Source organism: Kosakonia sp., assembly GCF_032052965.1.
Taxonomy (GTDB): domain Bacteria; phylum Pseudomonadota; class Gammaproteobacteria; order Enterobacterales; family Enterobacteriaceae; genus Kosakonia.
Window position 1 is genome coordinate 221,718 of record NZ_DAMBVN010000005.1, and the last position, 22,677, is coordinate 244,394.

General features: G+C 53.4%; 22 protein-coding genes and 1 other annotated feature. Of the genes, 12 read left to right on the plus strand and 10 right to left on the minus strand.

Annotated elements, in window-relative coordinates; genetic code table 11:
* Window positions 1-16: 16 nt before the first annotated feature.
* Window positions 17-1,042 carry an isopenicillin N synthase family oxygenase gene (locus RTX30_RS09220; RefSeq protein WP_312689073.1) on the minus strand — a complete coding sequence of 342 codons (1,026 nt, stop codon included), beginning with the start codon at window positions 1,040-1,042 and terminating at the stop codon, window positions 17-19.
* 263 nt (window positions 1,043-1,305) lie between these two features.
* On the opposite strand from RTX30_RS09220, the gene RTX30_RS09225 reads away from it, so the two are divergent.
* A complete protein-coding gene (locus tag RTX30_RS09225; protein ID WP_312689075.1) occupies window positions 1,306-1,566 on the plus strand; it encodes a type B 50S ribosomal protein L31 in 261 nt (86 codons plus the stop codon).
* Window positions 1,567-1,569: 3 nt separating this feature from the next.
* Window positions 1,570-1,710, plus strand: a complete 141-nt coding sequence (gene ykgO, locus RTX30_RS09230; RefSeq protein ID WP_006818844.1) for a type B 50S ribosomal protein L36 — start codon at window positions 1,570-1,572, stop codon at window positions 1,708-1,710.
* Here the strand turns inward: ykgO and RTX30_RS09235 are convergent.
* Window positions 1,707-2,408 (minus strand): GNAT family protein, encoded by a 702-nt coding sequence (locus RTX30_RS09235; protein ID WP_312689078.1) that lies wholly within the window; start codon window positions 2,406-2,408, stop codon window positions 1,707-1,709. The two genes, ykgO and RTX30_RS09235, sit on opposite strands and share 4 nt — an antisense overlap.
* 100 nt (window positions 2,409-2,508) lie before the next feature.
* Between RTX30_RS09235 and RTX30_RS09240 the strand changes: the two genes are divergently transcribed.
* On the plus strand, window positions 2,509-3,957 hold the full coding sequence (locus RTX30_RS09240; protein WP_312689080.1) for a PLP-dependent aminotransferase family protein: 1,449 nt from the start codon (window positions 2,509-2,511) through the stop codon (window positions 3,955-3,957).
* Here the strand turns inward: RTX30_RS09240 and RTX30_RS09245 are convergent.
* The 6 genes from RTX30_RS09245 to acrA form a co-directional block, all read right to left on the minus strand.
* The gene (locus RTX30_RS09245; RefSeq protein ID WP_312689082.1) at window positions 3,923-4,402 is read right to left on the minus strand and encodes a YlaC family protein; all 480 of its coding nucleotides are present in this window, start codon (window positions 4,400-4,402) and stop codon (window positions 3,923-3,925) included. The two genes, RTX30_RS09240 and RTX30_RS09245, sit on opposite strands and share 35 nt — an antisense overlap.
* Before the next feature lie 100 nt (window positions 4,403-4,502).
* The gene (gene maa, locus RTX30_RS09250; RefSeq protein ID WP_312689083.1) at window positions 4,503-5,069 is read right to left on the minus strand and encodes a maltose O-acetyltransferase; all 567 of its coding nucleotides are present in this window, start codon (window positions 5,067-5,069) and stop codon (window positions 4,503-4,505) included.
* A gap of 75 nt (window positions 5,070-5,144) precedes the next feature.
* Entirely contained in the window at window positions 5,145-5,363 is a 219-nt protein-coding gene (locus RTX30_RS09255; protein ID WP_061497097.1) for an HHA domain-containing protein, read from the minus strand.
* A gap of 23 nt (window positions 5,364-5,386) precedes the next feature.
* On the minus strand, window positions 5,387-5,761 hold the full coding sequence (gene tomB / locus RTX30_RS09260; RefSeq protein WP_312689088.1) for an Hha toxicity modulator TomB: 375 nt from the start codon (window positions 5,759-5,761) through the stop codon (window positions 5,387-5,389).
* A gap of 510 nt (window positions 5,762-6,271) precedes the next feature.
* Complete coding sequence (gene acrB / locus RTX30_RS09265; RefSeq protein ID WP_312689090.1) at window positions 6,272-9,421, minus strand: multidrug efflux RND transporter permease subunit AcrB; 3,150 nt, start codon at window positions 9,419-9,421, stop codon at window positions 6,272-6,274.
* Between the two features lie 22 nt (window positions 9,422-9,443).
* Complete coding sequence (gene acrA, locus RTX30_RS09270; RefSeq protein WP_312689092.1) at window positions 9,444-10,637, minus strand: multidrug efflux RND transporter periplasmic adaptor subunit AcrA; 1,194 nt, start codon at window positions 10,635-10,637, stop codon at window positions 9,444-9,446.
* Window positions 10,638-10,779: 142 nt separating this feature from the next.
* On the opposite strand from acrA, the gene acrR reads away from it, so the two are divergent.
* Together acrR and mscK are read left to right on the plus strand one after the other, a co-directional pair.
* Window positions 10,780-11,433 carry a multidrug efflux transporter transcriptional repressor AcrR gene (acrR, locus tag RTX30_RS09275; RefSeq protein WP_312689094.1) on the plus strand — a complete coding sequence of 218 codons (654 nt, stop codon included), beginning with the start codon at window positions 10,780-10,782 and terminating at the stop codon, window positions 11,431-11,433.
* 124 nt (window positions 11,434-11,557) lie between these two features.
* Window positions 11,558-14,902: a mechanosensitive channel MscK gene (gene mscK / locus RTX30_RS09280; RefSeq protein ID WP_312689096.1), complete on the plus strand. Its 3,345-nt coding sequence runs from the start codon at window positions 11,558-11,560 to the stop codon at window positions 14,900-14,902.
* Window positions 14,903-14,935: 33 nt separating this feature from the next.
* Here the strand turns inward: mscK and rsmS are convergent, their stop codons facing one another.
* Together rsmS and priC are read right to left on the minus strand one after the other, a co-directional pair.
* Window positions 14,936-15,082: a pleiotropic regulatory protein RsmS gene (gene rsmS / locus RTX30_RS09285; protein ID WP_312689098.1), complete on the minus strand. Its 147-nt coding sequence runs from the start codon at window positions 15,080-15,082 to the stop codon at window positions 14,936-14,938.
* Between the two features lie 13 nt (window positions 15,083-15,095).
* Window positions 15,096-15,623: a primosomal replication protein N'' gene (gene priC / locus RTX30_RS09290; RefSeq protein WP_312689100.1), complete on the minus strand. Its 528-nt coding sequence runs from the start codon at window positions 15,621-15,623 to the stop codon at window positions 15,096-15,098.
* Window positions 15,624-15,690: 67 nt separating this feature from the next.
* Here priC and RTX30_RS09295 point away from each other — a divergent pair, with 67 nt between their 5' ends.
* The 7 genes from RTX30_RS09295 to adk all read left to right on the plus strand — a co-directional run bounded on the left by RTX30_RS09295 (window position 15,691) and on the right by adk (window position 22,641).
* Window positions 15,691-16,068 carry a DUF454 family protein gene (locus tag RTX30_RS09295; protein ID WP_312689102.1) on the plus strand — a complete coding sequence of 126 codons (378 nt, stop codon included), beginning with the start codon at window positions 15,691-15,693 and terminating at the stop codon, window positions 16,066-16,068.
* Between the two features lie 152 nt (window positions 16,069-16,220).
* On the plus strand, window positions 16,221-16,772 hold the full coding sequence (apt, locus tag RTX30_RS09300; protein WP_312689104.1) for an adenine phosphoribosyltransferase: 552 nt from the start codon (window positions 16,221-16,223) through the stop codon (window positions 16,770-16,772).
* A 121-nt stretch (window positions 16,773-16,893) separates the two neighbouring features.
* Window positions 16,894-18,828: a DNA polymerase III subunit gamma/tau gene (gene dnaX, locus RTX30_RS09305; RefSeq protein ID WP_312689105.1), complete on the plus strand. Its 1,935-nt coding sequence runs from the start codon at window positions 16,894-16,896 to the stop codon at window positions 18,826-18,828.
* Window positions 18,161-18,225 (plus strand) — a sequence feature (DnaX frameshifting element). (Overlaps the previous gene by 65 nt.)
* An 81-nt stretch (window positions 18,829-18,909) precedes the next feature.
* Entirely contained in the window at window positions 18,910-19,239 is a 330-nt protein-coding gene (locus RTX30_RS09310) for a YbaB/EbfC family nucleoid-associated protein (RefSeq protein WP_023478246.1), read from the plus strand.
* Window positions 19,239-19,844 (plus strand): recombination mediator RecR, encoded by a 606-nt coding sequence (gene recR / locus RTX30_RS09315; protein ID WP_312689106.1) that lies wholly within the window; start codon window positions 19,239-19,241, stop codon window positions 19,842-19,844. Before RTX30_RS09310 ends, recR begins: the two co-directional genes overlap by 1 nt.
* A 108-nt stretch (window positions 19,845-19,952) precedes the next feature.
* Window positions 19,953-21,827 (plus strand): molecular chaperone HtpG, encoded by a 1,875-nt coding sequence (gene htpG, locus RTX30_RS09320; protein ID WP_312689107.1) that lies wholly within the window; start codon window positions 19,953-19,955, stop codon window positions 21,825-21,827.
* Between the two features lie 169 nt (window positions 21,828-21,996).
* On the plus strand, window positions 21,997-22,641 hold the full coding sequence (adk, locus tag RTX30_RS09325) for an adenylate kinase (RefSeq protein WP_312689108.1): 645 nt from the start codon (window positions 21,997-21,999) through the stop codon (window positions 22,639-22,641).
* The last annotated feature ends 36 nt before the right edge of the window (window positions 22,642-22,677 follow it).

Below are 22,677 nucleotides of genomic sequence, written 5' to 3' on the forward strand. Positions count from 1 at the left end.
TCCTGTGTGGTTTTTGTCAGACGATCAATTGTTCAGTGCGCTCGCGCAGCACATCGCGGTAATAACGCTCCGCCACATCCGGGTGGGAGCGCAGGCGCCCTTTCAGGTAATTCCATCCCACATCGCGCAGCAACGGGTTATGCGGATCGCTCTCCGGACCGTTGGCTTCTTGCGCCAGTGCAGGCGGCAGGGTGTAAACCGGCACCACGGCATCCAGTTGAGCGCCCAGGAAAAATGCAATCGACAGCCGTTGTTGATTAGCGGGCGGGGAGACTACCCGATGCACGGTGGCGCGCAAATAACCGTTTGTGGCCAGCTCCAGTAATTCGCCGATATTGACCACAAAACTCCCGGGCAACGGTACGGCATCGATCCAGCGCCCAGGCGCGATTTCGACCTGCAACCCTTTTTGATCGTCCTGCAACAGGAAGCTCAAAAAACCAGAATCTTTATGCGCACCAACGCCTTGTGAACTTTGTGTTTCCTGCTGGCCCGGGTAACGGATCAGCTTGATGTGCTCATTGGGCTTGCTGCCATACAGCGTGTCAAAAGCATCGGACGGGAGCTGCAACGCTTCGGCGAACGCGCGCAGGAGATCGATGGCCATACGGGTCATTGCCCGTTGCCAGTCGAGCAAGGCGGGTTTCAGTGTGGGTAATGCCTGCGGCCATAAATTCGGGCCTTGCAGACGCCGCCAGCCGGGATCGTCATCACTTAATAACAGTGCCGGGCGTTCCGCGCCAATGTCGAACTGTTCGCGCCAGTCTGGTTGCCCACGCGTCAGTTCAGATGCGGCACGGTTATAACCGCGAAAATGGGGGGAGTGGATCATCGCCACCTGCTGTTTTTGCGCGTCAGAAAGGGCAAAAAAACGGGTAGATTCGTGCTGAACAGCCTGTTGCAGGGCGTCGTCAACGCCGTGATTGATCAGATAAAAAAAGCCGATATCACGTGCAGCGTGGCGCAGATCGGCAAGAAAGGCGTCACGTTCAGTGCTGTGATAACGGGCAAGATCGAGGATCGGTAATGTTGTGGCGTTCATTGTGTTCTCCGAAGGCGGCAGGTAAAGGTTTTTGCTTTGTATTCAGGGGCCGGTGGCAACAACAACGCATTTTTTCGTCCTCATTTCCGGGGGCGATCACAGCTTGCCTGATGGCATCGCATTCAACCAATAACGTTCTTTTCTAATTTATGACCGAAGCAGATCACGTGCTTTTGCAAAAAACGCATAACGCGGAGCGCTTGAACTGGACAACTAACTCCGATAGACTTTTGTTATGTTATAACAAAACAAAAGAGCCAGATATGAAAGCTGATATTCATCCCCACTACCGCACAGTGGTGTTTCACGACACCAGTGCTAATGAGTACTTCAAAGTCGGTTCGACTATTAAAACGGATCGCCAGATTGAGTTGGAAGGCGTGACGTACCCGTATATCACTATCGATGTCTCTTCCGCTTCCCATCCGTACTACACCGGCAAGCAGAAAGTGATTTCTAACGAAGGCAGTACGGCGCGTTTCCAGCAGCGCTATGGCCGTTTCTTCGCCGATAAAAAGGAGTAACCGATGCAGGTATTAAATTCGTTGCGCAGCGCAAAACAACGCCACCCTGACTGCCAGATCGTCAAGCGCAAGGGGCGTTTATATGTGATTTGTAAATCGAATCCGCGCTTTAAAGCCGTACAGGGCAGAAAGAAAAAACGTTAAGTGCGCAGAGACACCAGGGCGTGACGCTGCTTGCCGTCGGCAGTGAAGTTGTCGGCGGCAAGCCAGCGTCGCAATGCCCGATCCACTTCAGGCCATTCTTTATCAATAATGGAAAACCAGTCGGTATCACGGTTATAGCCTTTACTCACCAGCGCCTGACGAAAACGCCCCTCATAGTGAAACCCCAGCCTGAGTGCCGCCTGGCGGGAGGGTTCATTCAGACTGTTACATTTCCATTCATAGCGACGATAGCCCAGCGTGTCGAAGGCGTAACGCATCAGCAGCCACTGCGCTTCGGTTGAGGCCGGAGTGCGCGCCAGCAACGGCGAGAAATGAACACTGCCCACTTCGATCACACCATTTTTTTCATCAATACGCATCAACGATAAGCTGCCAACCGGGGCGCCACTGCGTTTATCTATCACCGCAAAGTGCAATGGATCCTGTAGCGTGCTCACACGGGTGACCCAGGCGGTGAATTCCGCCTCGTCTTTTTCGGGTTCGCGCAGCAGCCATGTCCAGCTACGACCGTCACCTGCCAGCTGGTGTGCCTGAAACAGTGCCGGAGCATGGTGTGGCGTTAATGGCTCCAGATGGCAGTACTCGCCTTCCAGTGTTACGCGTTGCGGTGACGGACGCGACTGCCAGTCGGGTAGTGCTTCACCGAGGGGTTGGTGATAGTGATTCAGTTGCATCATTCGCTCTCCTTTTGTGTGCAGGCAGCGTAACGTTGCCGTGGCTCTATAAAAAGAGCCATGAGAAGATGGTTTTATGGAGCCACGAAGGAAGCGAAAAGAAATGAACATTCCGGATGACGAGTTATATGCGTTGTTGCATCGTGCGCTGGCGGCGCGGGACGGGGGAACGCGCCAGCGATCGCTCTATCTGGCACTGCGCGATATGGTGCTCAACGTTCGCTTAAAGCCGCACAGCCAGTTACCAGGTTCCCGCGTTCTGGCGCAGGCGTTGGGCGTCTCGCGTAATACGGTGAATGCAGCGCTGGAACAACTGGCTGTCGAAGGATATGTCCTGCGTGACCGCCAGGGGACGCGGGTATTAAAGCTGGCGAGCGCAGACGAAAAACGGGCGTCGCCACCGCCGGTGACGCTGGCCAGCCGGATGCAGCAGTTGCCTGCTGGCATCCTGCGCCATTCACCTGCGCTTGCGCTGACACCCGGTATTCCTGCGGTGAATTATTTTCCGTTGGCTATCTGGCGGCGCTTAACTGAACGCGTCTGGCGTGATGAAGGCAGTACGTTGCTGAATTATGGCGATTCAGCAGGAGAGTGGCGTTTACGCGCGGCCATCGCCCGCCACCTTGCGATTTCGCGAGGGATTGATTGCGAAGCGGATCAGATTGTCATCACCGAAGGCGCGCAAGAAGCGCTGATGCTGTGCGTTCGTTTACTGTGCGACGAAGGTGATCATGCATGGGTCGAGGAGCCGGGATATGCCGGTGCAAAAAGTGCATTTTTATCGGCGGGTTTGCAGGTCAGCGGCTGCGCAATTGATGATGAAGGCATGACCTTACCTGCGCCAGCGATCCCGCCACGGATTATTTATACCTCGCCATCACACCAATATCCCCTGGGCCAGGTCATGAGCGCTAGCCGACGCCTTGCGTTGCTGGAGTATGCCCGGCAAACGGGCAGCTGGATTGTGGAAGATGATTACGACAGCGAGTTCCGCTTTCCTGGTGATCCGATCCCGGCCATGCTCGGTATGCGCGCCCATGCGCCGGTAGTCTACATTGGTACCTTCAGTAAGACGCTGTTTCCCTCGTTGCGCATCGGTTTTATGGTTATGCCGCCTGCGCTTGCTCAGGCCGCCGGATCGGCAATCAGCAGTTTGTTGCGCGGCGGTCATCGCGGTGAACAGCTGACGCTGGCACGTTTTATTGAAGAGGGGCATTATGCCCGCCACCTGGCGGCGATGCGCCGTCTGTACCGCAAGCGGCAGGAGCATTTACTGGCGGTGCTGGATCAAGAAATGACCACGGCGCACAGGATCTATGGTGGCGGCGGCGGTATGCATTTGACGCTGTCTGTTCCGGGAATTGATGATTTTGCGCTGGTGCGCGAGGCGCGAAAATGGCAACTCGCGCCCCATGCTTTAAGCCGTTTTTGGCTGCACCCAGATGCCTCGTCCAGCGGGCTGGTATTAGGTTATGGCAATACGTCTGCCAGTCTGTTTGGCCCCTCGGTACGAACCCTTAACCGCCTGGTTGTACAACAGCGGGGCGGGTGAGGGTGAACACATCATAAAAGGAGAGTTCTCCTTTTCGCGCCACCATCTGCTGCAACTGCTCTTTACGCTCGGCGTCGACCTGAGGCGAATGCAGAATGGCCTCGATGAGGTCATTCGGCACAAAACGGGTGTTATACCATTCGCCGTTATAACAGACGCGAAAATCCAGGACGTCGATATCGTCGTAATGGTAGCGGGGGTAGACATCGAAAAAGAAAAACGCGTTAAGCACCACGAACAGTAGCACCAGCAGCCAGACGGAGCCGACAAGCGTCTCAGATTGCAGCATTACTGCAAGTGTTGCCAGCCATGCCAGATACATACCGACAAACAGGCCCGGGTGTTTGCGAATAAAGCTGATGCTGAAGCGTGGTCGGTTATCCCGTTTTTCACGCTGGTTGATCTCTTCAATTGTTTCGGTGAGCAGCCGTTGTATTTCTGTCATCTTAGGCCTTTACTGATACCCTTTTGCAGGTGGACACACTATTTTAAGTTGCCGCCTTGTGTGAAAAAAGTAACAGTTTTGCTCCAAAAAACGATAACAGTTACTGAACCGAAGGGGCGAGCGTCTTAATAATTCGGGCCGGGTTACCAACAACTACCGTGTTCGCAGGCACATCTTTAACCACCACAGATCCCGAACCGATGACAGCATTATCGCCAATGGTGACGCCCGGGTTAATAACGGCCCGACCGCCAATCCACACATTATGCCCAATTGTTACGGGTTGACCGTATTCAACACCGCTAATGCGCTGCATGGCATCAAGGGGATGTGTTGCGGTGTAGATGTGCACGCCGGGTGCCAGCATACAGTTATCGCCAATGTGGATAGGGCAAACATCAAGCATGATGCAGTCGAAATTGGCGTAGAAATCTTTGCCGAGGAAAATATTGTAACCATAATCGCAGCGGAAATTGGGTTCAATATATGCCCCTCCACTCTGACCGAGTAGTTCAGCCAGTATAGCTTTGCGTTCGGCTTTTCCTTCCGGGCTGGAATGGTTGTAACGATGAAGCAGTTGGCGGGCGCGGAGGCGATCCGCACGCAAGGTTTCGTCTGCGGAGAGATAGGGCAAGCCCGCAATCATCTTCTGCTTTTCTTCATTCATCGGGATCGGTTACACCTGTCAATGAGGCTGAACGCTGTGTTACATAATAGAAAAAACAAATAAAGACCGGGTAAATTAGCGCACAAATTTCCACACTGAGGAGGGGATTTTGTCGTAAAGCTTATTCATGGTCAGTTCTGCCAGCCGGTGATCTGCTGCTGAATAAAACACCGCGAGTTCATCGTCTGAAAGTTCGTATTTATTTTTTTCAATCACGCGTTCTAATGTATCAATTGTCTGACAGCGTCGTAACCGCATCAAATAATCAATTTTTGTTAATGGTTTTTCGGACATACTTTCACCTTAGTGTTGAAATACTAACAAGAGTGACTAACAGGATTAGCCTTGCTCACATTGACGAAGCAGCGGAACAGTTTGTTGCCTGTTTTGCGCCATTTCTGCAAGTCGTGTGTATTTATGCCATAGCTACTGAACAACATAAACGTATCATCCAGGTATTCGTCTATCTGCGCAATCAGCTTATTATCTTCATTGTACTTAATCTTATAATTGAGCGCGAAGGTAGCAATGTGCTCAATCAGCTCGTTTAACTGCAAATTGATTGCTGAAGTTGGATCGTTAACCCATCCATGATGACTCTCTTCAAGATTGGCGAGGCAATCATGATACAAACTTTCGCAGAGAAATTTGAGCTGTGCGATATCATGCCTTTTCGGCGAGTATTCGTCCATAACGCATCCCCTTCTGAGTGGCATTTTTTTACTAACAGAACACGGTTTCGGGATGGGTACTTCTGCTCTGACCAGAGACTAATGCTATGTTGCTGATTGATTATAACTATAAGACAGTCCTAATCCGATTTCATTGCGCTATTACGAAAAATTACAATTATCGCCACTTTTTACTGTCGGGCGCAGAAATAATAGCGCAGTTTAAGGACAAATCGTGTTGTATTTATGCGCTTAGATATTCATGGTTCCTTATGATTCATTAAGTTAGCGCATTCGTAATTATTCTGCTTGTGGGAATAATTTAGCCAGGATAATTCTTACATAAAGTGATTATAGCTGATAATTAAGAATATTACCTAAGCGGTAAGAGGTAGGCCAAATACACAGTAATTATACGTCATATATCGCTTGCATAAAATAAACATTCTGACAATAACTTCTTTCAAAACGTCGGGCCGTCAGAAAGAAAAAGGCCGCTTAACGCGGCCTTTTCTAATAGAGAGACTTCGATCAGTGTTGCTCAACCTTGTGGCTGTGCTCAATGTCATCACCACGCCGACTAAAGCGACGACGAACCACGACAAAGAACACCGGAACAAAGAAGATCGCCAGCACGGTTGCCGTGATCATCCCGCCCATTACGCCAGTACCGACGGCGTTCTGCGCGCCGGAGCCTGCACCAGAGCTGATAACCAGAGGCAGTACCCCGAGGATAAATGCCAGCGAAGTCATCAGGATGGGACGTAAACGCATACGCACCGCTTCCAGTGTCGCTTCGATCAGGCCTTTGCCTTCTTTATCCATCAGATCTTTGGCGAATTCGACGATAAGTATCGCGTTCTTCGCCGACAAACCAATCGTTGTCAGCAGGCCGACCTGGAAGTACACGTCGTTGCTCAGACCCCGGAACGTTGCGGCCAGAAGTGCACCGACAACCCCCAGCGGTACCACCAGCATGACCGAGAACGGAATCGACCAGCTTTCATACAGCGCTGCCAGACACAGGAACACCACGATCAGCGAGATGGCGTAAAGTGCAGGCGCCTGGTTGCCGGAGAGACGTTCCTGATAGGACATGCCTGTCCAGTCATAGCCAATCCCGGTCGGCAGCTTGCTGGCCAGCTGTTCCATCATTGCCATCGCTTCACCGGTACTTTTACCCGGCGCCGCCTGGCCTAACAGTTCCATAGACGGCAGACCGTTGTAACGTTCCAGACGCGGTGAACCGTATTCCCAGTGCGTGGTGGAGAAGGCCGAGAAGGGCACCATCTGACCATCGCTGGCGCGGACAAACCAGTTGCCAATATCGTTTGGCAGCATGCGGTACTTCGCTTGTGACATAACGTAGACTTTCTTCACGCGACCACGGTCGATAAAGTCGTTTACGTAGCTGCCGCCCCAGGCTGCGCCCAGCGTGGTGTTGATGTCGCTAATCGACACTCCCAGCGCAGTGGCTTTTTCCTGATCAATATCGATCTTGAACTGCGGCGTATCTTCCAGGCCGTTCGGACGCACGCCCACCAGCAGGTCCGGGTGCTGTGCAATCTCACCAAACAGCTGGTTACGCGCCTGTGTCAGTTTTTCGTGACCCAGGTTCGCCTGATCGATCAGCTGGAAGTCAAAGCCGGTCGCCGTACCCAGTTCCACAATTGCTGGCAGGTTAAACGCGAACACCATGGCATCTTTAATCGATGCGAAATGTCCGCTTGCACGGCCTGCTATTGCCGGTACTTTGTTTTGCTCGCCGGGACGCTCGTCCCAGTTTTTCAGCGACACGAACGCCAGACCGGTGTTCTGCCCACGACCCGAGAAACCAAAGCCGTTAACGGTAAACACCGAGTTAACGTTGTCTTTCTCGTTTTCCAGATAGTACTTCGTTACTTCGTCCAGCACTTTCTGCGTGCGCTCTTGCGTGGCGCCCGCAGGCAACTGGGCCATGGTCAGAAATACACCCTGGTCTTCATCAGGCAGGAAGGAACTTGGCAGGCGAACGAACAGGATCGCCATCCCCGCTACGATCAGGATATAGAGCAGCAAATAACGACCGGTACTGCGCAGGATGTTGCCTACGCTGTCGGTGTAGTGATGCGTGCTCTTCTCGAACATGCGGTTAAACCAGCCGAAAAAGCCTTTTTTACTTTCGCCATGATCGCCTTTAGCAACCGGCTTCAGCATGGTGGCACACAGCGCTGGCGTCAGCACCAGAGCAACCAGTACAGACAGCACCATCGCAGAAACGATAGTAATCGAGAACTGGCGATAGATAGCACCGGTAGAACCACCGAAGAAGGCCATCGGGATAAATACCGCTGACAGCACCAGCGCAATACCGACAAGTGCGCCCTGAATCTGATCCATAGAACGGCGTGTCGCCTCTTTCGGCGGCAGCCCTTCTTCCATCATGACACGTTCAACGTTCTCCACGACCACGATGGCGTCGTCCACCAACAGGCCTATCGCCAGCACCATACCGAACATGGTTAGGGTGTTAATCGAGTAGCCAAACGCCGCCAATATCGCAAAAGTACCGAGCAGGACCACAGGCACCGCGATAGTGGGGATCAGTGTTGCACGGAAGTTCTGCAAGAACAGGTACATCACCAGGAACACCAGTACAATCGCTTCTACCAGTGTTTTTACCACTTCGTTAATCGAGATTTTAACAAACGGTGTGGTGTCGTACGGGTAAACCACTTTCAGACCGTGCGGGAAGAACGGCTCCAGTTTGGCGATGGTCGCGCGCACGGCTTCTGCGGTATCCAGGGCGTTCGCACCGGTAGCCAGTTTGATACCCAGACCGGCCGCAGGCTGGCCATTATAACGTGCGATAACGTCATAACTCTCGCCGCCCAGCTCAACCTTCGCCACGTCACGCAGACGAACCTGAGAACCATCGGTATTCACTTTCAGCAGGATTTTGCCAAACTCTTCTGCAGAGGTCAGACGGGTCTGCGCGATAATAGAGGCGTTCAACTGCTGCCCTTTCACCGGCGGGGTTCCGCCTAACTGACCGGCAGCGACCTGGGCGTTCTGCGCTTTGATAGCAGAAATCACATCGACCGGAGTTAACTGGAAGTTATTCAGTTTGGTCGGATCCATCCAGATACGCATGGCATACTGCGCGCCAAACAGCTGAACGTCACCCACACCCGAAGTACGGCTGACCGGATCTTTAATGGTTGCGCCAACGTAGTCCGCAATATCTTCCTGTTGCATGGAGCCATCGGTACTGATCATACCGAGAACCATCAGGAAGCTACTGGAGGATTTTTCAACGCTCACACCCTGCTGCTGTACTTCCTGCGGCAGGAGCGGCATGGCCAGTTGCAGTTTGTTCTGCACCTGAACCTGCGCAATGTCCGCGTCAGTACCGGAGTCAAAGGTGATGGTGATCTGCACCGTACCAGAGGAATCACTGGTGGAGGACATATACAGCAGGTTATCGATACCGTTCATATTCTGTTCGATAACCTGCGTTACGGTATCCTGCACCGTTTTCGCATCAGCGCCCGGGTAAGACGCGGTGATCTGAATTGCAGGCGGCGCGATCGTTGGATACTGCGCTACCGGCAATTTGAGGATCGATAGCGCCCCCGCCAGCATGATGATAATCGCTATAACCCATGCGAAGATGGGGCGATCGATAAAAAACTTAGCCATGTCTTAACGGCTCCTGTTTAAGTTAAGACTTCGGTTTCTCTGACTGGCCGCCGGCCTGGGCTTGCTCTTTATTGTCAGATGTCACTTCCTGGGTTTTCACCTGCACACCCGGTTTGACTTTTTGCAGCCCGCTGACAATCACCCGGTCGCCGGTTTTCAGACCGTCGGTAACCAGCCACTTGTCACCAATGGCCTGGCTTGCCACGATATTGCGCACTTCCACTTTATCGCCTTCGCCGACCACCATCGCTGTCGCATCGCCGCGCGGTGTACGGGTGACCCCCTGCTGTGGAACCAACAGTGCATTCGGGTTCACGCCTTCTTCCAGCTTAGCGCGGACGAACATGCCCGGCAGTAAGGTGTGGTCAGGGTTCGGGAATACCGCACGCAGCGTAATGGAACCGGTGGTCTGGTCCACGGTCACGCCAGAAAACTCCAGCGTACCGGACTGCTTATATTGAAGGCCGTCGTTCGTCACCAGTTCAACTTTTGCTTTGCCGTTGTCCTGTTTCAGCGTTCCGTTCGCCATTTCTTGCTTCAAACGCAGGAAGTCATTGCTGGACTGGGTAACGTCGACATAGATCGGGTCAAGCTGCTGCACGGTGGTCAGTGCCGTAGTCTGCCCGCTCTGTACCAACGCGCCCTCGGTCACTGTCGATGTCCCTGTGCGGCCACTGATTGGCGACGTCACTTTGGTATACGCCAGGTTAATGCGGGCGGTTTCGACGGCTGCTTTTGCCGCGATCAGGGAAGCATTCGCCTGCTGTGCATCCGCCTGTGCCGTATCGTAGTCCTGCTGGCTGATGTACTTAGTGCCCAGCAGTTTTTTGTAACGATTAACGGTCATCTGCGCGATGTTTGCCGCCGCTTGTGCTTTGGCCAGATCGCCTTTCGCGCTTTCATATGCAGCCTGGTATGTAGCGGGATCAATCTGATAGAGCGAGACACCTGCTTCAACATCACTGCCTTCAGTGAAGTTGCGTTTTAAGATGATGCCACTGACTTGCGGGCGAACTTCTGCAATACGGTACGCAGTGGTTCGGCCTGGCAGTTCGGTGGTGATTTGCAGAGGTTCTGACTTGAGCGTGACGATGCCGACTTCTGGCGCCTGTCCTGCTCCCTGCTGCGCAGGTTTATCATCACATCCTGTAAGCGCTAAGCTGCCCGAAAGCATCAGAACGGCCGCCAGAGGCGTAAACCCTCTGTTTTTGTTCATATGTAAACCTCGAGTGTCCGATTTCAAATTGATCAATGGATCAAATGCCCAAAAACCCATTGCTGCGTTTATATTATGGTCGTGCTATGGTACAAACATTCACAAATGTATGTAAATCTGACTCCTGTAAATTCACCAACATATGGCACGAAAAACCAAACAACAGGCGCTGGAGACGCGGCAGCACATTCTTGATGTCGCAATGCGGCTGTTTTCCCAGCAGGGCGTCTCTTCTACTTCGCTAGCAGAAATCGCGCTGGCGGCGGGAGTAACTCGCGGTGCGATCTATTGGCACTTCAAAAACAAGTCGGAATTGTTTAGTGAAATTTGGGAACTGTCAGAATCCAGTATTGGGGATCTTGAGGTTGAGTATCGGGCAAAATTCCCTGGCGATCCACTCTCTGTTTTAAGAGAAATATTGGTTTATATCCTTGAAGCGACTGTTATTGAAGAGCGGCGCCGTTTAATGATGGAGATCATTTTTCACAAATGTGAATTTGTTGGCGAAATGGCGGTAGTGCAAGAAGCGCAGCGCAACTTAAGTCTCGAAAGTTACGATCGCATCGAGCACACGCTTTCAGAATGCATACAGGCAAAATTGCTGCCAGCCAATTTGTTAACCCGCCGGGTTGCTGTGCTGATGCGCGCTTATATCTCCGGGATAATGGAAAACTGGCTGTTCGCACCGCAATCCTTTGATCTAAAAAATGAAGCCCGTGATTATGTGGCGATCCTCATCGAAATGTGCCAGCTCTGCCCAACGCTGCGCAGTGAATCGGACACGATAAACGCCTGAATTGGAGGCCGCCAGGATTTCTCCTGGAGGCTTCTTCCTGTACTAGGTTGTAACCTAACTGCGTGATATTCTTCGCGCGTGGCTATTCCGGCCACCTTTCCCGTACAACACGATCACGCAAATTATGTCGCACAACACTCGCACGTTCGCAGCCTTTGCTGCCGCGTTGTTTCTTGTTATCGCAACCCTGCTGGGTAACGCAGCCTGGGCGGACACAAGCAACGATCTTCCTTCCCGCACCGATGTGCAAAACCAGCTTAATACGCTTAATAAACAAAAAGATCACACGGCACAGGACAAACTGGTTATCCAGGATTTGACCGAGACGCTGGATACGCTCGACAAAATTGACCGCGTAAAGCAAGAAACCGCGCTGCTGAAGCAGAAAGTCGCCCAGGCGCCGGAGAAAATGCGCCAGGCAACAGATGCGTTGAACGCGCTGAGCGACAAAGACAGCGATGACGAAACGCGAAAAACGCTGGCGACGCTCTCTTTGCGTCAGCTTGAATCCCGCATGTCGCAAATGCTGGAAGATTTGCAAACCGCGCAGAATGATTTATCCAGCTACAACAGTCAGTTGGTATCGTTGCAGACGCAGCCGGAGCGGGTGCAGAACGCCATGTACTCCGCTTCCCAACAGTTGCAGCAGATCCGTAACCGCCTGAACGGCACGTCGGCAGGCGAGGGCGCACTGCGGCCAACGCAACAGACATTGCTACAAACGCAGCAGGCGCTTCTCAATGCGCAGATTGAGCAACTTCGCAAAAGTCTTGAAGGCAACACCACGTTACAGGATACGTTGCAAAAGCAGCGTGATTACACCAATGCCAACAGCAATCGTCTGGAGCATCAGCTTCAGTTGCTGCAAGAAGCGGTCAACAACAAACGCCTGACACTGACGGAGAAAACCGCACAGCAAGCGGTTACGCCGGATGAAACGGCGCGCATTCAGGAAAATCCACTGGTGAAGCAGGAGCTGGATATCAATCACCAGTTGAGCCAGAAACTGATCACGGCCACGGAAAACGGCAACACGCTGGTACAGCAGAACATTAAAGTGAAAAACTGGCTGGATCGTGCGTTGCAGTCGGAACGTAATATCAAAGAACAAATCGCTGTGTTGAAAGGCAGTTTGTTGCTGTCGCGTATTCTCTACCAGCAACAGCAGACGCTGCCCTCCGCAGACGAGCTGGAAGATATGACTAACCGCATTGCGGATTTGCGTATTGAACAGTTTGACGTCAACCAGCAGCGAGATGCTCTGTTCCAGAGCGACACCTTTGTTGCCAAACTGGAAGAGGGGCATCAGAACGACGTGAACGATGAAGTGCATGACGCACTGCTGCAAGTCGTGGATATGCGTCGTGAACTGCTGGATCAGTTGAATAAACAGTTGGGCAACCAGCTGATGATGGCTATCAACCTGCAGGTGAATCAGCAGCAGTTGATGAGCGTGTCAAAGAATTTGCAGGAAATCCTGACCCAGCAAATTTTCTGGGTTAACAGCAACAAACCCATGGACTGGGACTGGTTCAAAGCCTTCCCCAAGGCGCTGCATGACCAGATCAAATCGACAAAAATTACCGTTAACTGGGAAAAAGCCTGGCCGGCGGTAGTGATTGCCTTCCTTGCTGGCTTACCGTTGCTGTTGATCGCCGGGCTTATTCGCTGGCGGTTGAACTGGCTGAAAAACTACCAGGCGAAACTTGCCGAGCAGGTGGGGCAACTGCGTAATGACAGTCAGTTGCATACGCCAAAAGCGATCCTTATCGACCTGATTCGTGCGCTGCCGGTCTGCCTGCTGATCCTGGCGACGGGGTTAATCCTGCTTACCATGCAGCTAAATATCAGTGAGCTGTTATGGGCATTCAGTAAAAAGCTGGCCATGTTCTGGTTGATATTCGGTCTGTGCTGGAAAGTGCTGGAGAAAAATGGCGTTGCGGTGAATCACTTTAACATGCCTGAACAACTGACCAGCCACTGGCGTCGGCAGATTGTGCGCATTAGCCTTGCATTGCTGCCGTTGCATTTCTGGTCAGTCATGTCAGAGCTCTCGCCTTTGCATTTGATGGATGATGTGGTCGGGCAGTTTGTTATTTTGCTGAATTTGCTGCTGATAACCTGCCTGGTATGGCCGATTTTCCGTGAAAGCTGGCGCGACAAAGAGTCGCACGGCATGCGTCTGGTGACTGTTACCGTGCTGGCGATTGTGCCGATTGCACTGATGGTGCTGACGGCAACCGGGTACTTCTATACCACGCTGCGTCTTTCTGGCCGTTGGATTGAAACCGTCTATCTGGTGATTATCTGGAACCTGCTCTATCAGACCGTGTTACGCGGGCTGAGTGTCGCAGCGCGTCGTATCGCTTACCGTCGTGCGCTGGCTCGCCGGCAGAATATGGTGAAAGAGGGCGCAGAAGGGGCAGAGCCGGTAGAAGAACCGACGATTGCGCTGGAGCAGGTCAACCAGCAAACGCTGCGTATCACCATGCTGGTGATGATTGCTCTGTTTGGCGTGATGTTCTGGGCGATCTGGTCCGATCTGATTACCGTCTTTGCCTATCTCGACAGTATAACGCTGTGGCATTACAACGGGACAGAGGCCGGTGCGGCGGTCACCAAAAGCGTCACATTAGGCAGCATGCTGTTTGCAGTGATTGTTTTCGTGGTGGCATGGGCGCTTATCCGCAACTTACCTGGGTTACTGGAAGTGCTTATCCTGTCCAGACTCAATATGCGCCAGGGTTCCTCCTACGCGGTCACGACCATTCTTAACTATGTCATTATCGCCGTCGGTGCGATGACGGTGTTCGGTTCGCTCGGCGTCTCGTGGGATAAATTGCAGTGGCTGGCGGCGGCATTGTCGGTAGGTCTGGGGTTCGGCTTACAGGAGATCTTCGGTAACTTTGTTTCCGGTCTGATTATTCTGTTTGAACGCCCGGTACGCATTGGCGATACAGTCACCATTGGTACATTCTCTGGCACTGTCAGCAAGATTCGTATTCGCGCGACCACTATTACCGATTTTGATCGTAAAGAGGTGATCATTCCGAACAAAGCGTTTGTCACCGAGCGCCTGATCAACTGGTCGCTGTCCGATACCATTACGCGCGTCGTGATCCGCCTTGGGGTGGCCTACGGTTCCGATCTGGAAAGGGTGAAAGAAGTCCTGCTGAAAGCGGCAATGGAGCACCCCAAAGTGATGCACGACCCAGAACCGTCGGTGTTTTTCACAACCTTTGGCGCCAGCACGCTGGATCATGAGCTACGCCTGTATGTACGTGAACTGCGCGATCGCAGCTACACTGTGGATGAGCTTAACCGCACCATCGACAGACTGTGCCGTGAGAACGATATTAATATCGCCTTCAATCAGCTCGAAGTGCACCTGCGCAATACCAAAGGTGATGAGCTGACCGAAGTTAAACGCGATTTGAAAGGTGACGATCCTACGCCTGCGCAGGCGTAATGTCCTGTAACCCCTTCCTTAAGCGGGAGGGGGTTACTCCGTTTCCAGCTTTTTCTCAAAGTCCCGCTTAACAATCTCCAGCGCTTTAAGGACCAGCGCCGGCGCGACCTCATGCTGCTCCAGCAGCATAATCAAATCCACCGCCAGTTTGACTTCGTCGGGGGCATTTTCCAGTGACATGGTTTCTCCTTGTTTAACGCGTTAACTGCGCCAGCACACGTTCAATTCTCTCCAGCGCGCTGCGACAACGGCTGAGTCTTGCGGCATAAGCATCGACTTCTTTATGTAACTGCTGCTGCTCCGCCAGCGTGGTCACACTATTCAGGCGCTGCTCGCGCGCCTGCTTCATCTCAAGCAAACGCCGTTCATACTCCTGATGCTGTAAGCGTTTACGCTGCCAGCGCGCGACGGATGGCGAAGCATGATCCCACTCTCGCAGCGACCAGGCTGCGCACTCGCGGGTGAGCGCGGCCATTTGCGCACTCAGGTGTTCCGCAAGCCAGACCACCTGGGCAAGATTATCGCTGTCAACAGCGTGCCTTAACGCCGTAATATTGCCCGCAATCTCGTCAAGATACGCCTGCATTTTCGTACTACGGGTGCGAAAAAGGTGCCGATCAAAGCGCGGGCTGACGGTGGTGTGTTGCGCCAGCGGAGCGGCTTGCTGGCGCAGTACGGTCAGTTGTTGCTCCAGCATCTGTAAAAGCACGGCGCTTTTCATTTATCTCTCCCGTGTAAATAGCCGAGGCTGTGCTACATTAGCCGTAATTTTGATAACGATTCTCATCATGCAACGCACTATTTTAATCATCATTGGCTGGCTGGCGGTAGTGCTCGGCACGCTTGGCGTGGTGTTGCCGCTGCTGCCCACGACACCGTTTATCCTGCTGGCGGCCTGGTGTTTCGCGCGTTCGTCGCCGCGTTTTCATCACTGGTTATTGTACCGTTCCTGGTTCGGTGGCTATTTGCGACACTGGCAGCAGTATCGTGCCATGCCGCCCGGCGCAAAGCCGCGTGCGATTGCTGTTATTCTGCTGACGTTCGCGGTTTCATTATACTTAGTGAAGATGCTGTGGGTGCGTATTCTGTTGCTGGTGATCCTCACCTGCCTGTTGATTTTTATGTGGCGTATCCCGGTGATTGATGCAAAGCAACAAAAACCGTAAAGCGCAGCGAAGTCGGTTGCAATTGTCGCGCTCAGCCAGTAAATTCGAGCGTTTTCGAGCACGGGTGCGGCTGGTTAAATGTTAACCAGTGGTTAAATGAAGTCTTAAAAGCGCGTACCGTGAGTAACACCGTTTCTATCAGGCAAATATCCATGACAGCGACTGCTCAGCAGCTTGAATTTCTTAAAAACAGCATCAAAAGCATTCAGGATTACCCGAAGCCGGGCATTCTGTTCCGTGATGTCACCAGTTTGCTGGAAGACCCGAAAGCGTACGCCCTCAGCATTGAATTGTTAGTTGAGCGTTACAAAAACGCCGGGATCACCAAAGTAGTAGGGACCGAAGCGCGTGGTTTCCTGTTCGGCGCTCCGGTTGCATTGGGTCTGGGCGTCGGTTTTGTACCGGTCCGCAAGCCGCGTAAGCTGCCGCGTGAAACCATCGCCGAAAGTTATGAACTGGAATACGGCACCGACCAGTTAGAGATCCATGTCGACGCCATTCAGGCGGGTGACAAAGTGCTGGTGGTTGACGATCTTCTGGCAACGGGCGGCACCATTGAAGCGACGGTGAAGCTGATCCGCCGTCTGGGCGGCGAAGTGACCGACGCGGCCTTTATCATTAATTTGTTCGACCTTGGCGGTGAGCAGCGTCTGGAAAACCAGGGCGTCTCTTGCTACAGCCTGGTGCCGTTCCCGGGGCATTAATCCGTTTGCCCGCGCATTCATCCTTCGGGCTCGCGCCTGAGGGATGAAGTGTATTAACAGCATATGCTGTGTTAGCATTATCCCTTCGTAAATCCACCTTCCAGCGTCTCAGAGCCTGCCAATGAGTTATCAGGTCTTAGCCCGAAAATGGCGACCACAAACTTTTGCTGACGTCGTCGGCCAGGAGCATGTGCTGACCGCACTGGCGAACGGCTTATCTTCAGGGCGTATTCACCATGCGTACCTGTTTTCCGGCACCCGCGGCGTCGGGAAAACCTCTATTGCCCGTTTGCTGGCGAAGGGGCTTAACTGCGAAACCGGCGTAACCGCCACCCCCTGCGGCGTGTGCGATAATTGCCGTGAAATTGAGCAGGGCCGCTTTGTCGACTTAATTGAAATTGATGCCGCCTCGCGTACTAAAGTGGAAGACACCCGCGACCTGCTGGACAACGTGCAGTACGCCCCGGCGCGCGGTCGCTTCAAAGTCTATCTGATTGATGAAGTCCATATGCTCTCGCGTCACAGCTTTAATGCGCTGTTGAAAACGCTTGAAGAGCCGCCGGCACATGTCAAATTCCTGCTGGCCACGACGGACCCGCAAAAACTGCCGGTCACTATTCTTTCACGCTGTTTGCAATTTCACCTTAAAGCGCTGGATGTCGATCAGATCCGCAGCCAGCTCGAGCATATTCTCGACGAAGAGAACGTCGAACATGAATTGCGAGCGCTGCAACTGCTGGCGCGCGCCGCAGACGGCAGCCTGCGTGATGCGCTCAGTCTGACCGATCAGGCGATCGCCAGCGGCGACGGTAAACTCTCTGCGGATGTCGTCAGTTCGATGCTGGGCACCCTGAATGACGATCAGGCATTATCCCTGATTGAAGCCGTGGTAGCCGCCAGCGGCGAGCGCGTGATGGCGCTGGTCAATGATGCAGCCTCACGTGGCGTGGAGTGGGATGCGCTGCTGCTGGAAATGCAAACTCTGATGCACCGCATTGCGATGGTGCAACTGACGCCTTCTGCGCTGGGCAGTGATATGGCGCCCGTGGAACACCGTTTACGTGAGCTGGCCCGCACCGTGCCGCCAACGGACGTACAACTCTACTATCAGACCTTACTGATTGGCCGCAAAGAGTTGCCCTTCGCGCCCGATCGCCGTATGGGCGTTGAAATGACATTGTTGCGTGCGCTGGCATTCCACCCGCGCGCACCGTTGCCCGCGCCTGAGGTTCAGCCTCACTCTTTTGCGCCTGTTGCGCCGACGGCAGTTGTGTCGCCGCAGCAAATCGCGCCTGCCGCGCCATCTCATGCGCCCGTCCCGCAACAGGATGTGCCGATGCCGGACGCCACCAGTCAGGTACTGGCGGCGCGCAGGCAATTGCAACGCGCGCAGGGAGCCGATAAAGCAAAAAAGAGTGAACCGGCAGCCGCTTCTCGCGCGCGGCCGGTGAGTAATGCCGCGCTGGAACGGCTGGCGTCGGTGACGGAACGCGTGCAGTCGCGCCCGGTGCCGTCGGCGCTGGAGCAGGCGCCCGCGAAGAAAGAAGCCTACCGTTGGAAGGCAACGACCGTCGTTGAAGAGGTCAAAGAAGAAGTTGCCACGCCGAAGGCGCTAAAAAAAGCGCTGGAGCATGAGAAAACGCCGGAACTGGCGAAGAAACTGGCGGAAGAGTCTATTGAGCGCGATGCCTGGGCAAAAGAAGTCAGTCAGCTCAGGTTGCCGAAACTGGTGGAGCAAGTGGCGCTGAACGCGTGGAAAGAGCAGGAGGGCGATCGTGTGTCTCTGCATCTGCGTAGTTCGCAGCGTCACCTTAATTCCCAAGGCGCGCAGCAAACGCTGAGCAGTGCGCTTAGCGAATTGTATGGTTCGACGATTGAACTGACTATCATTGAAGATGATAATCCTGCGGTTCGTACGCCGCTGGAGTGGCGTCAGGCAATCTATGAGGAGAAGCTTGCGCAGGCGCGTGAGTCGATCATTGCGGATAATAACATCCAGACGCTGCAACGTTTTTTCGATGCGGATCTGGACGAAGAGAGTATCCGCCCCCTTTGACAGGCAGCTACTGCTACCTGTCTTCAACCCTGAACGTGACTTATCACCCTGGTCGGTCACCACAGCTAAAGAGAGAAGCCTATGTTTGGAAAAGGCGGTCTGGGCAACCTGATGAAACAGGCCCAGCAGATGCAAGAAAAAATGCAGAAAGTGCAGGAAGAGATTGCGCAACTGGAAGTGACCGGTGAATCCGGCGCTGGTCTGGTGAAAGTGACCATTAACGGTGCGCATAATTGCCGTCGTGTGGAGATCGATCCGAGCCTGCTGGAAGACGACAAAGAGATGCTGGAAGATCTGGTTGCCGCTGCGTTTAACGATGCTGCTCGCCGTATCGAAGAAACTCAGAAAGAAAAAATGGCTTCTGTTTCTTCCGGTATGTCGCTGCCGCCAGGCTTTAAGATGCCGTTCTGATGCAGACCAGTCCGCTGTTAACACAGCTTATGGAAGCGTTGCGCTGCCTGCCGGGCGTTGGCCCGAAGTCGGCGCAGCGCATGGCCTTTACGCTGTTGCAGCGCGATCGCAGCGGCGGCATGCGTCTGGCGCAGGCGCTCACCCGGGCCATGTCGGAAATCGGCCACTGTGCCGATTGCCGCACCTTTACTGAGCAGGATGTCTGCAACATTTGCAGTAATCCCCGCCGCCAGGAAAACGGCCAAATCTGCGTGGTGGAAAGTCCGGCAGATATCTACGCCATTGAGCAAACCGGGCAGTTTTCCGGTCGCTACTTTGTGCTGATGGGCCACCTTTCGCCGCTGGATGGCATCGGGCCGGATGACATCGGTCTCGATCGCCTGGAGCAACGTCTCGAGTCGGAAACGATCCAGGAAGTGATCCTCGCCACCAACCCAACGGTGGAAGGCGAAGCGACCGCCAACTATATTGCGGAGCTTTGTGCGCAATATGAGGTGGAAGCCAGTCGCATTGCTCACGGTGTTCCGGTGGGCGGCGAGCTGGAAATGGTCGATGGTACGACACTGTCGCACTCACTGGCCGGCCGCCACAAGATTCGTTTTTAATCAAACGGAGGCAGAAATTTTTGCCTCCGCTTGAAAATTCTCGCCCCTGTCCCCACTTCTCCCTCAACGCATTTTTTACCTTGTAAATGGCATTGTTGAGGTTCCCCAATGAAAGGACAAGAAACTCGTGGTTTTCAGTCAGAAGTGAAACAGCTTCTGCATCTGATGATTCATTCTCTCTATTCCAACAAAGAGATCTTCCTGCGCGAACTGATTTCCAACGCCTCGGATGCGGCGGACAAACTGCGTTTCCGCGCGTTGTCTAACGCGGCGCTGTATGAAGGCGACGGCGAACTGCGTGTACGCGTCTCTTTCGATAAAGAGCAACGCACGCTGACGATTGCCGATAACGGTATCGGCATGACCCGTGACGAGGTGATTGATCATCTGGGCACCATTGCCAAATCTGGCACCAAAGCGTTCCTTGAATCCATGGGGTCCGACCAGGCGAAAGACAGCCAGCTTATCGGCCAGTTTGGCGTGGGTTTTTACTCGGCTTTCATTGTTGCCGATAAAGTGACCGTGCGTACCCGCGCGGCGGGCGAAAGTGCTGAAAGCGGCGTATTCTGGGAATCTGCCGGCGAAGGCGAATACACCGTTGCCGACATCACCAAAGCCGATCGCGGGACCGAAATTACCCTGCATCTGCGCGAAGGGGAAGATGACTTCCTTAATGACTGGCGCGTTCGCTCTATTATCAGCAAATATTCCGACCACATCGCTCTTCCGGTAGAAATTGAAAAACAGGAAGAGAAAGACGGCGAAACCGTTGTCACCTGGGAAAAAATCAACAAAGCACAGGCGCTGTGGACGCGTAATAAAGCTGAAATCAAAGACGATGAATACAATGAATTCTATAAGCACATCGCCCACGATTTTACCGATCCGCTGACCTGGAGCCACAACCGCGTTGAAGGTAAACAAGAGTACACCAGCCTGCTCTATATTCCTTCGCAGGCACCGTGGGATATGTGGAACCGGGATCACAAACACGGCCTGAAACTGTATGTACAGCGTGTGTTTATCATGGATGACGCCGAACAGTTTATGCCGAACTATTTGCGCTTCGTGCGCGGCCTGATCGACTCTAACGACCTGCCGCTTAACGTTTCCCGCGAAATCCTCCAGGACAGCAGCGTTACCCGCAGTCTGCGCTCTGCGCTGACCAAACGCGTGCTGCAAATGCTCGAAAAACTGGCAAAAGACGACGCCGAGAAATACCAGACCTTCTGGCAACAGTTTGGCCTTGTGCTGAAAGAGGGCACGGGCGAAGACAGTGGCAATATCGAAGCCATTGCTAAACTGCTGCGTTTTGCCTCCACACACACCGACTCTTCAGCGCAAACCGTGTCGCTGGACGAGTATGTGTCGCGCATGAAAGAAGGGCAGGAGAAGATCTATTTCATCACTGCCGACAGCTACGCGGCGGCGAAGAGCAGCCCGCACCTGGAACTGCTGCGTAAGAAAGGCATTGAAGTGCTGCTCCTTTCCGATCGCATCGACGAATGGATGATGAGCTATCTGACGGAATTCGACGGTAAGCCGTTCCAGTCTGTGGCCAAAGCCGATGCATCGCTGGAAAAACTGGCGGACGACGTTGATGAAACCTCAAAAGAAGCGGAAAAGGCGCTTGAGCCGTTTGTTGAGCGAGTTAAAACGCTGTTGGGTGAGCGCGTGAAAGAGGTACGTCTTACCCATCGTTTGACCGATACCCCTGCGGTGGTGGTGACCGATGCCGATGAGATGAGCACCCAGATGGCGAAACTGTTCGCGGCGGCAGGGCAGAGCGCACCGGAAGTGAAGTACATTTTTGAACTGAATCCGGATCATCCGCTGGTTAAACGTGCGGCGGATACCCAGGATGAAAGCCAGTTTAACGAGTGGGTCGAACTGCTACTGGATCAGGCATTGCTGGCTGAACGCGGTACGCTGGAAGATCCAAACCTGTTTATCAAACGCGTCAATGCGCTGCTGATAGCTTAAGGTCCCGCCTTAACCCTCACCCAAACGGGTGAGGGTTTTCCCTTCAGTTGCAGGTAATCACTCTCATTAACCGTTTCAGCGGTTCCGCCTTCCTTGAGCCATATTCGTTCTGGTGGTATCTTTTAGCGCTTTTTGAAAAATTGAACCGACATTTGAGGGGATTTTCGCAATGCGTATTATTCTGCTTGGCGCTCCGGGCGCGGGTAAAGGAACTCAGGCTCAGTTCATCATGGAGAAATACGGTATTCCGCAAATCTCTACTGGTGACATGCTGCGTGCTGCTGTTAAGTCTGGCAGCGAGTTAGGCAAACAGGCTAAAGACATCATGGATGCCGGCAAACTGGTGACTGATGAACTGGTTATCGCGCTGGTAAAAGAACGCATTGCGCAGGAAGACTGCCGCAACGGTTTCCTGCTCGACGGTTTTCCGCGCACTATTCCGCAGGCTGATGCCATGAAAGAAGCAGGCATTGCGGTTGATTTCGTGCTGGAATTCGCCGTGCCGGATGAGCTGATTGTTGACCGTATTATCGGTCGTCGCGTGCACGCCGCATCGGGTCGTGTTTATCACATCAAATTCAATCCGCCGAAAGTGGAAGGCAAAGATGATGTGACCGGTGAAGAGCTGACTACCCGTAAAGACGATCAGGAAGAGACCGTGCGCAAACGCCTGGTGGAATACCATCAGATGACTGCGCCGCTGATTGGCTACTACCAGAAAGAAGCAGAGGCGGGCAACACCCAGTACGCCAAAGTTGACGGCACCAAAGCTGTGAACGAAGTCCGCGCTGAACTGGAAAAAATCCTCGGTTAAGCCTTCTCTCCCCGGCTTTCTTGCCGGGGAGCTATC

Coding starts and splice junctions, on each gene's coding strand:
- tomB (WP_312689088.1), bottom strand. CDS start 5,761: ATGGACGAATACTCGCCGAAAAGGCATGATATCGCACAGCTCAAATTT.
- adk (WP_312689108.1), top strand. CDS start 21,997: ATGCGTATTATTCTGCTTGGCGCTCCGGGCGCGGGTAAAGGAACTCAG.
- acrA (WP_312689092.1), bottom strand. CDS start 10,637: ATGAACAAAAACAGAGGGTTTACGCCTCTGGCGGCCGTTCTGATGCTT.
- htpG (WP_312689107.1), top strand. CDS start 19,953: ATGAAAGGACAAGAAACTCGTGGTTTTCAGTCAGAAGTGAAACAGCTT.
- RTX30_RS09235 (WP_312689078.1), bottom strand. CDS start 2,408: ATGATGCAACTGAATCACTATCACCAACCCCTCGGTGAAGCACTACCC.
- RTX30_RS09255 (WP_061497097.1), bottom strand. CDS start 5,363: ATGTCCGAAAAACCATTAACAAAAATTGATTATTTGATGCGGTTACGA.
- ykgO (WP_006818844.1), top strand. CDS start 1,570: ATGCAGGTATTAAATTCGTTGCGCAGCGCAAAACAACGCCACCCTGAC.
- recR (WP_312689106.1), top strand. CDS start 19,239: ATGCAGACCAGTCCGCTGTTAACACAGCTTATGGAAGCGTTGCGCTGC.
- priC (WP_312689100.1), bottom strand. CDS start 15,623: ATGAAAAGCGCCGTGCTTTTACAGATGCTGGAGCAACAACTGACCGTA.
- acrR (WP_312689094.1), top strand. CDS start 10,780: ATGGCACGAAAAACCAAACAACAGGCGCTGGAGACGCGGCAGCACATT.
- RTX30_RS09240 (WP_312689080.1), top strand. CDS start 2,509: ATGAACATTCCGGATGACGAGTTATATGCGTTGTTGCATCGTGCGCTG.
- mscK (WP_312689096.1), top strand. CDS start 11,558: ATGTCGCACAACACTCGCACGTTCGCAGCCTTTGCTGCCGCGTTGTTT.
- maa (WP_312689083.1), bottom strand. CDS start 5,069: ATGAATGAAGAAAAGCAGAAGATGATTGCGGGCTTGCCCTATCTCTCC.
- dnaX (WP_312689105.1), top strand. CDS start 16,894: ATGAGTTATCAGGTCTTAGCCCGAAAATGGCGACCACAAACTTTTGCT.
- RTX30_RS09310 (WP_023478246.1), top strand. CDS start 18,910: ATGTTTGGAAAAGGCGGTCTGGGCAACCTGATGAAACAGGCCCAGCAG.
- RTX30_RS09220 (WP_312689073.1), bottom strand. CDS start 1,042: ATGAACGCCACAACATTACCGATCCTCGATCTTGCCCGTTATCACAGC.
- RTX30_RS09225 (WP_312689075.1), top strand. CDS start 1,306: ATGAAAGCTGATATTCATCCCCACTACCGCACAGTGGTGTTTCACGAC.
- RTX30_RS09245 (WP_312689082.1), bottom strand. CDS start 4,402: ATGACAGAAATACAACGGCTGCTCACCGAAACAATTGAAGAGATCAAC.
- apt (WP_312689104.1), top strand. CDS start 16,221: ATGACAGCGACTGCTCAGCAGCTTGAATTTCTTAAAAACAGCATCAAA.
- RTX30_RS09295 (WP_312689102.1), top strand. CDS start 15,691: ATGCAACGCACTATTTTAATCATCATTGGCTGGCTGGCGGTAGTGCTC.
- acrB (WP_312689090.1), bottom strand. CDS start 9,421: ATGGCTAAGTTTTTTATCGATCGCCCCATCTTCGCATGGGTTATAGCG.
- rsmS (WP_312689098.1), bottom strand. CDS start 15,082: ATGTCACTGGAAAATGCCCCCGACGAAGTCAAACTGGCGGTGGATTTG.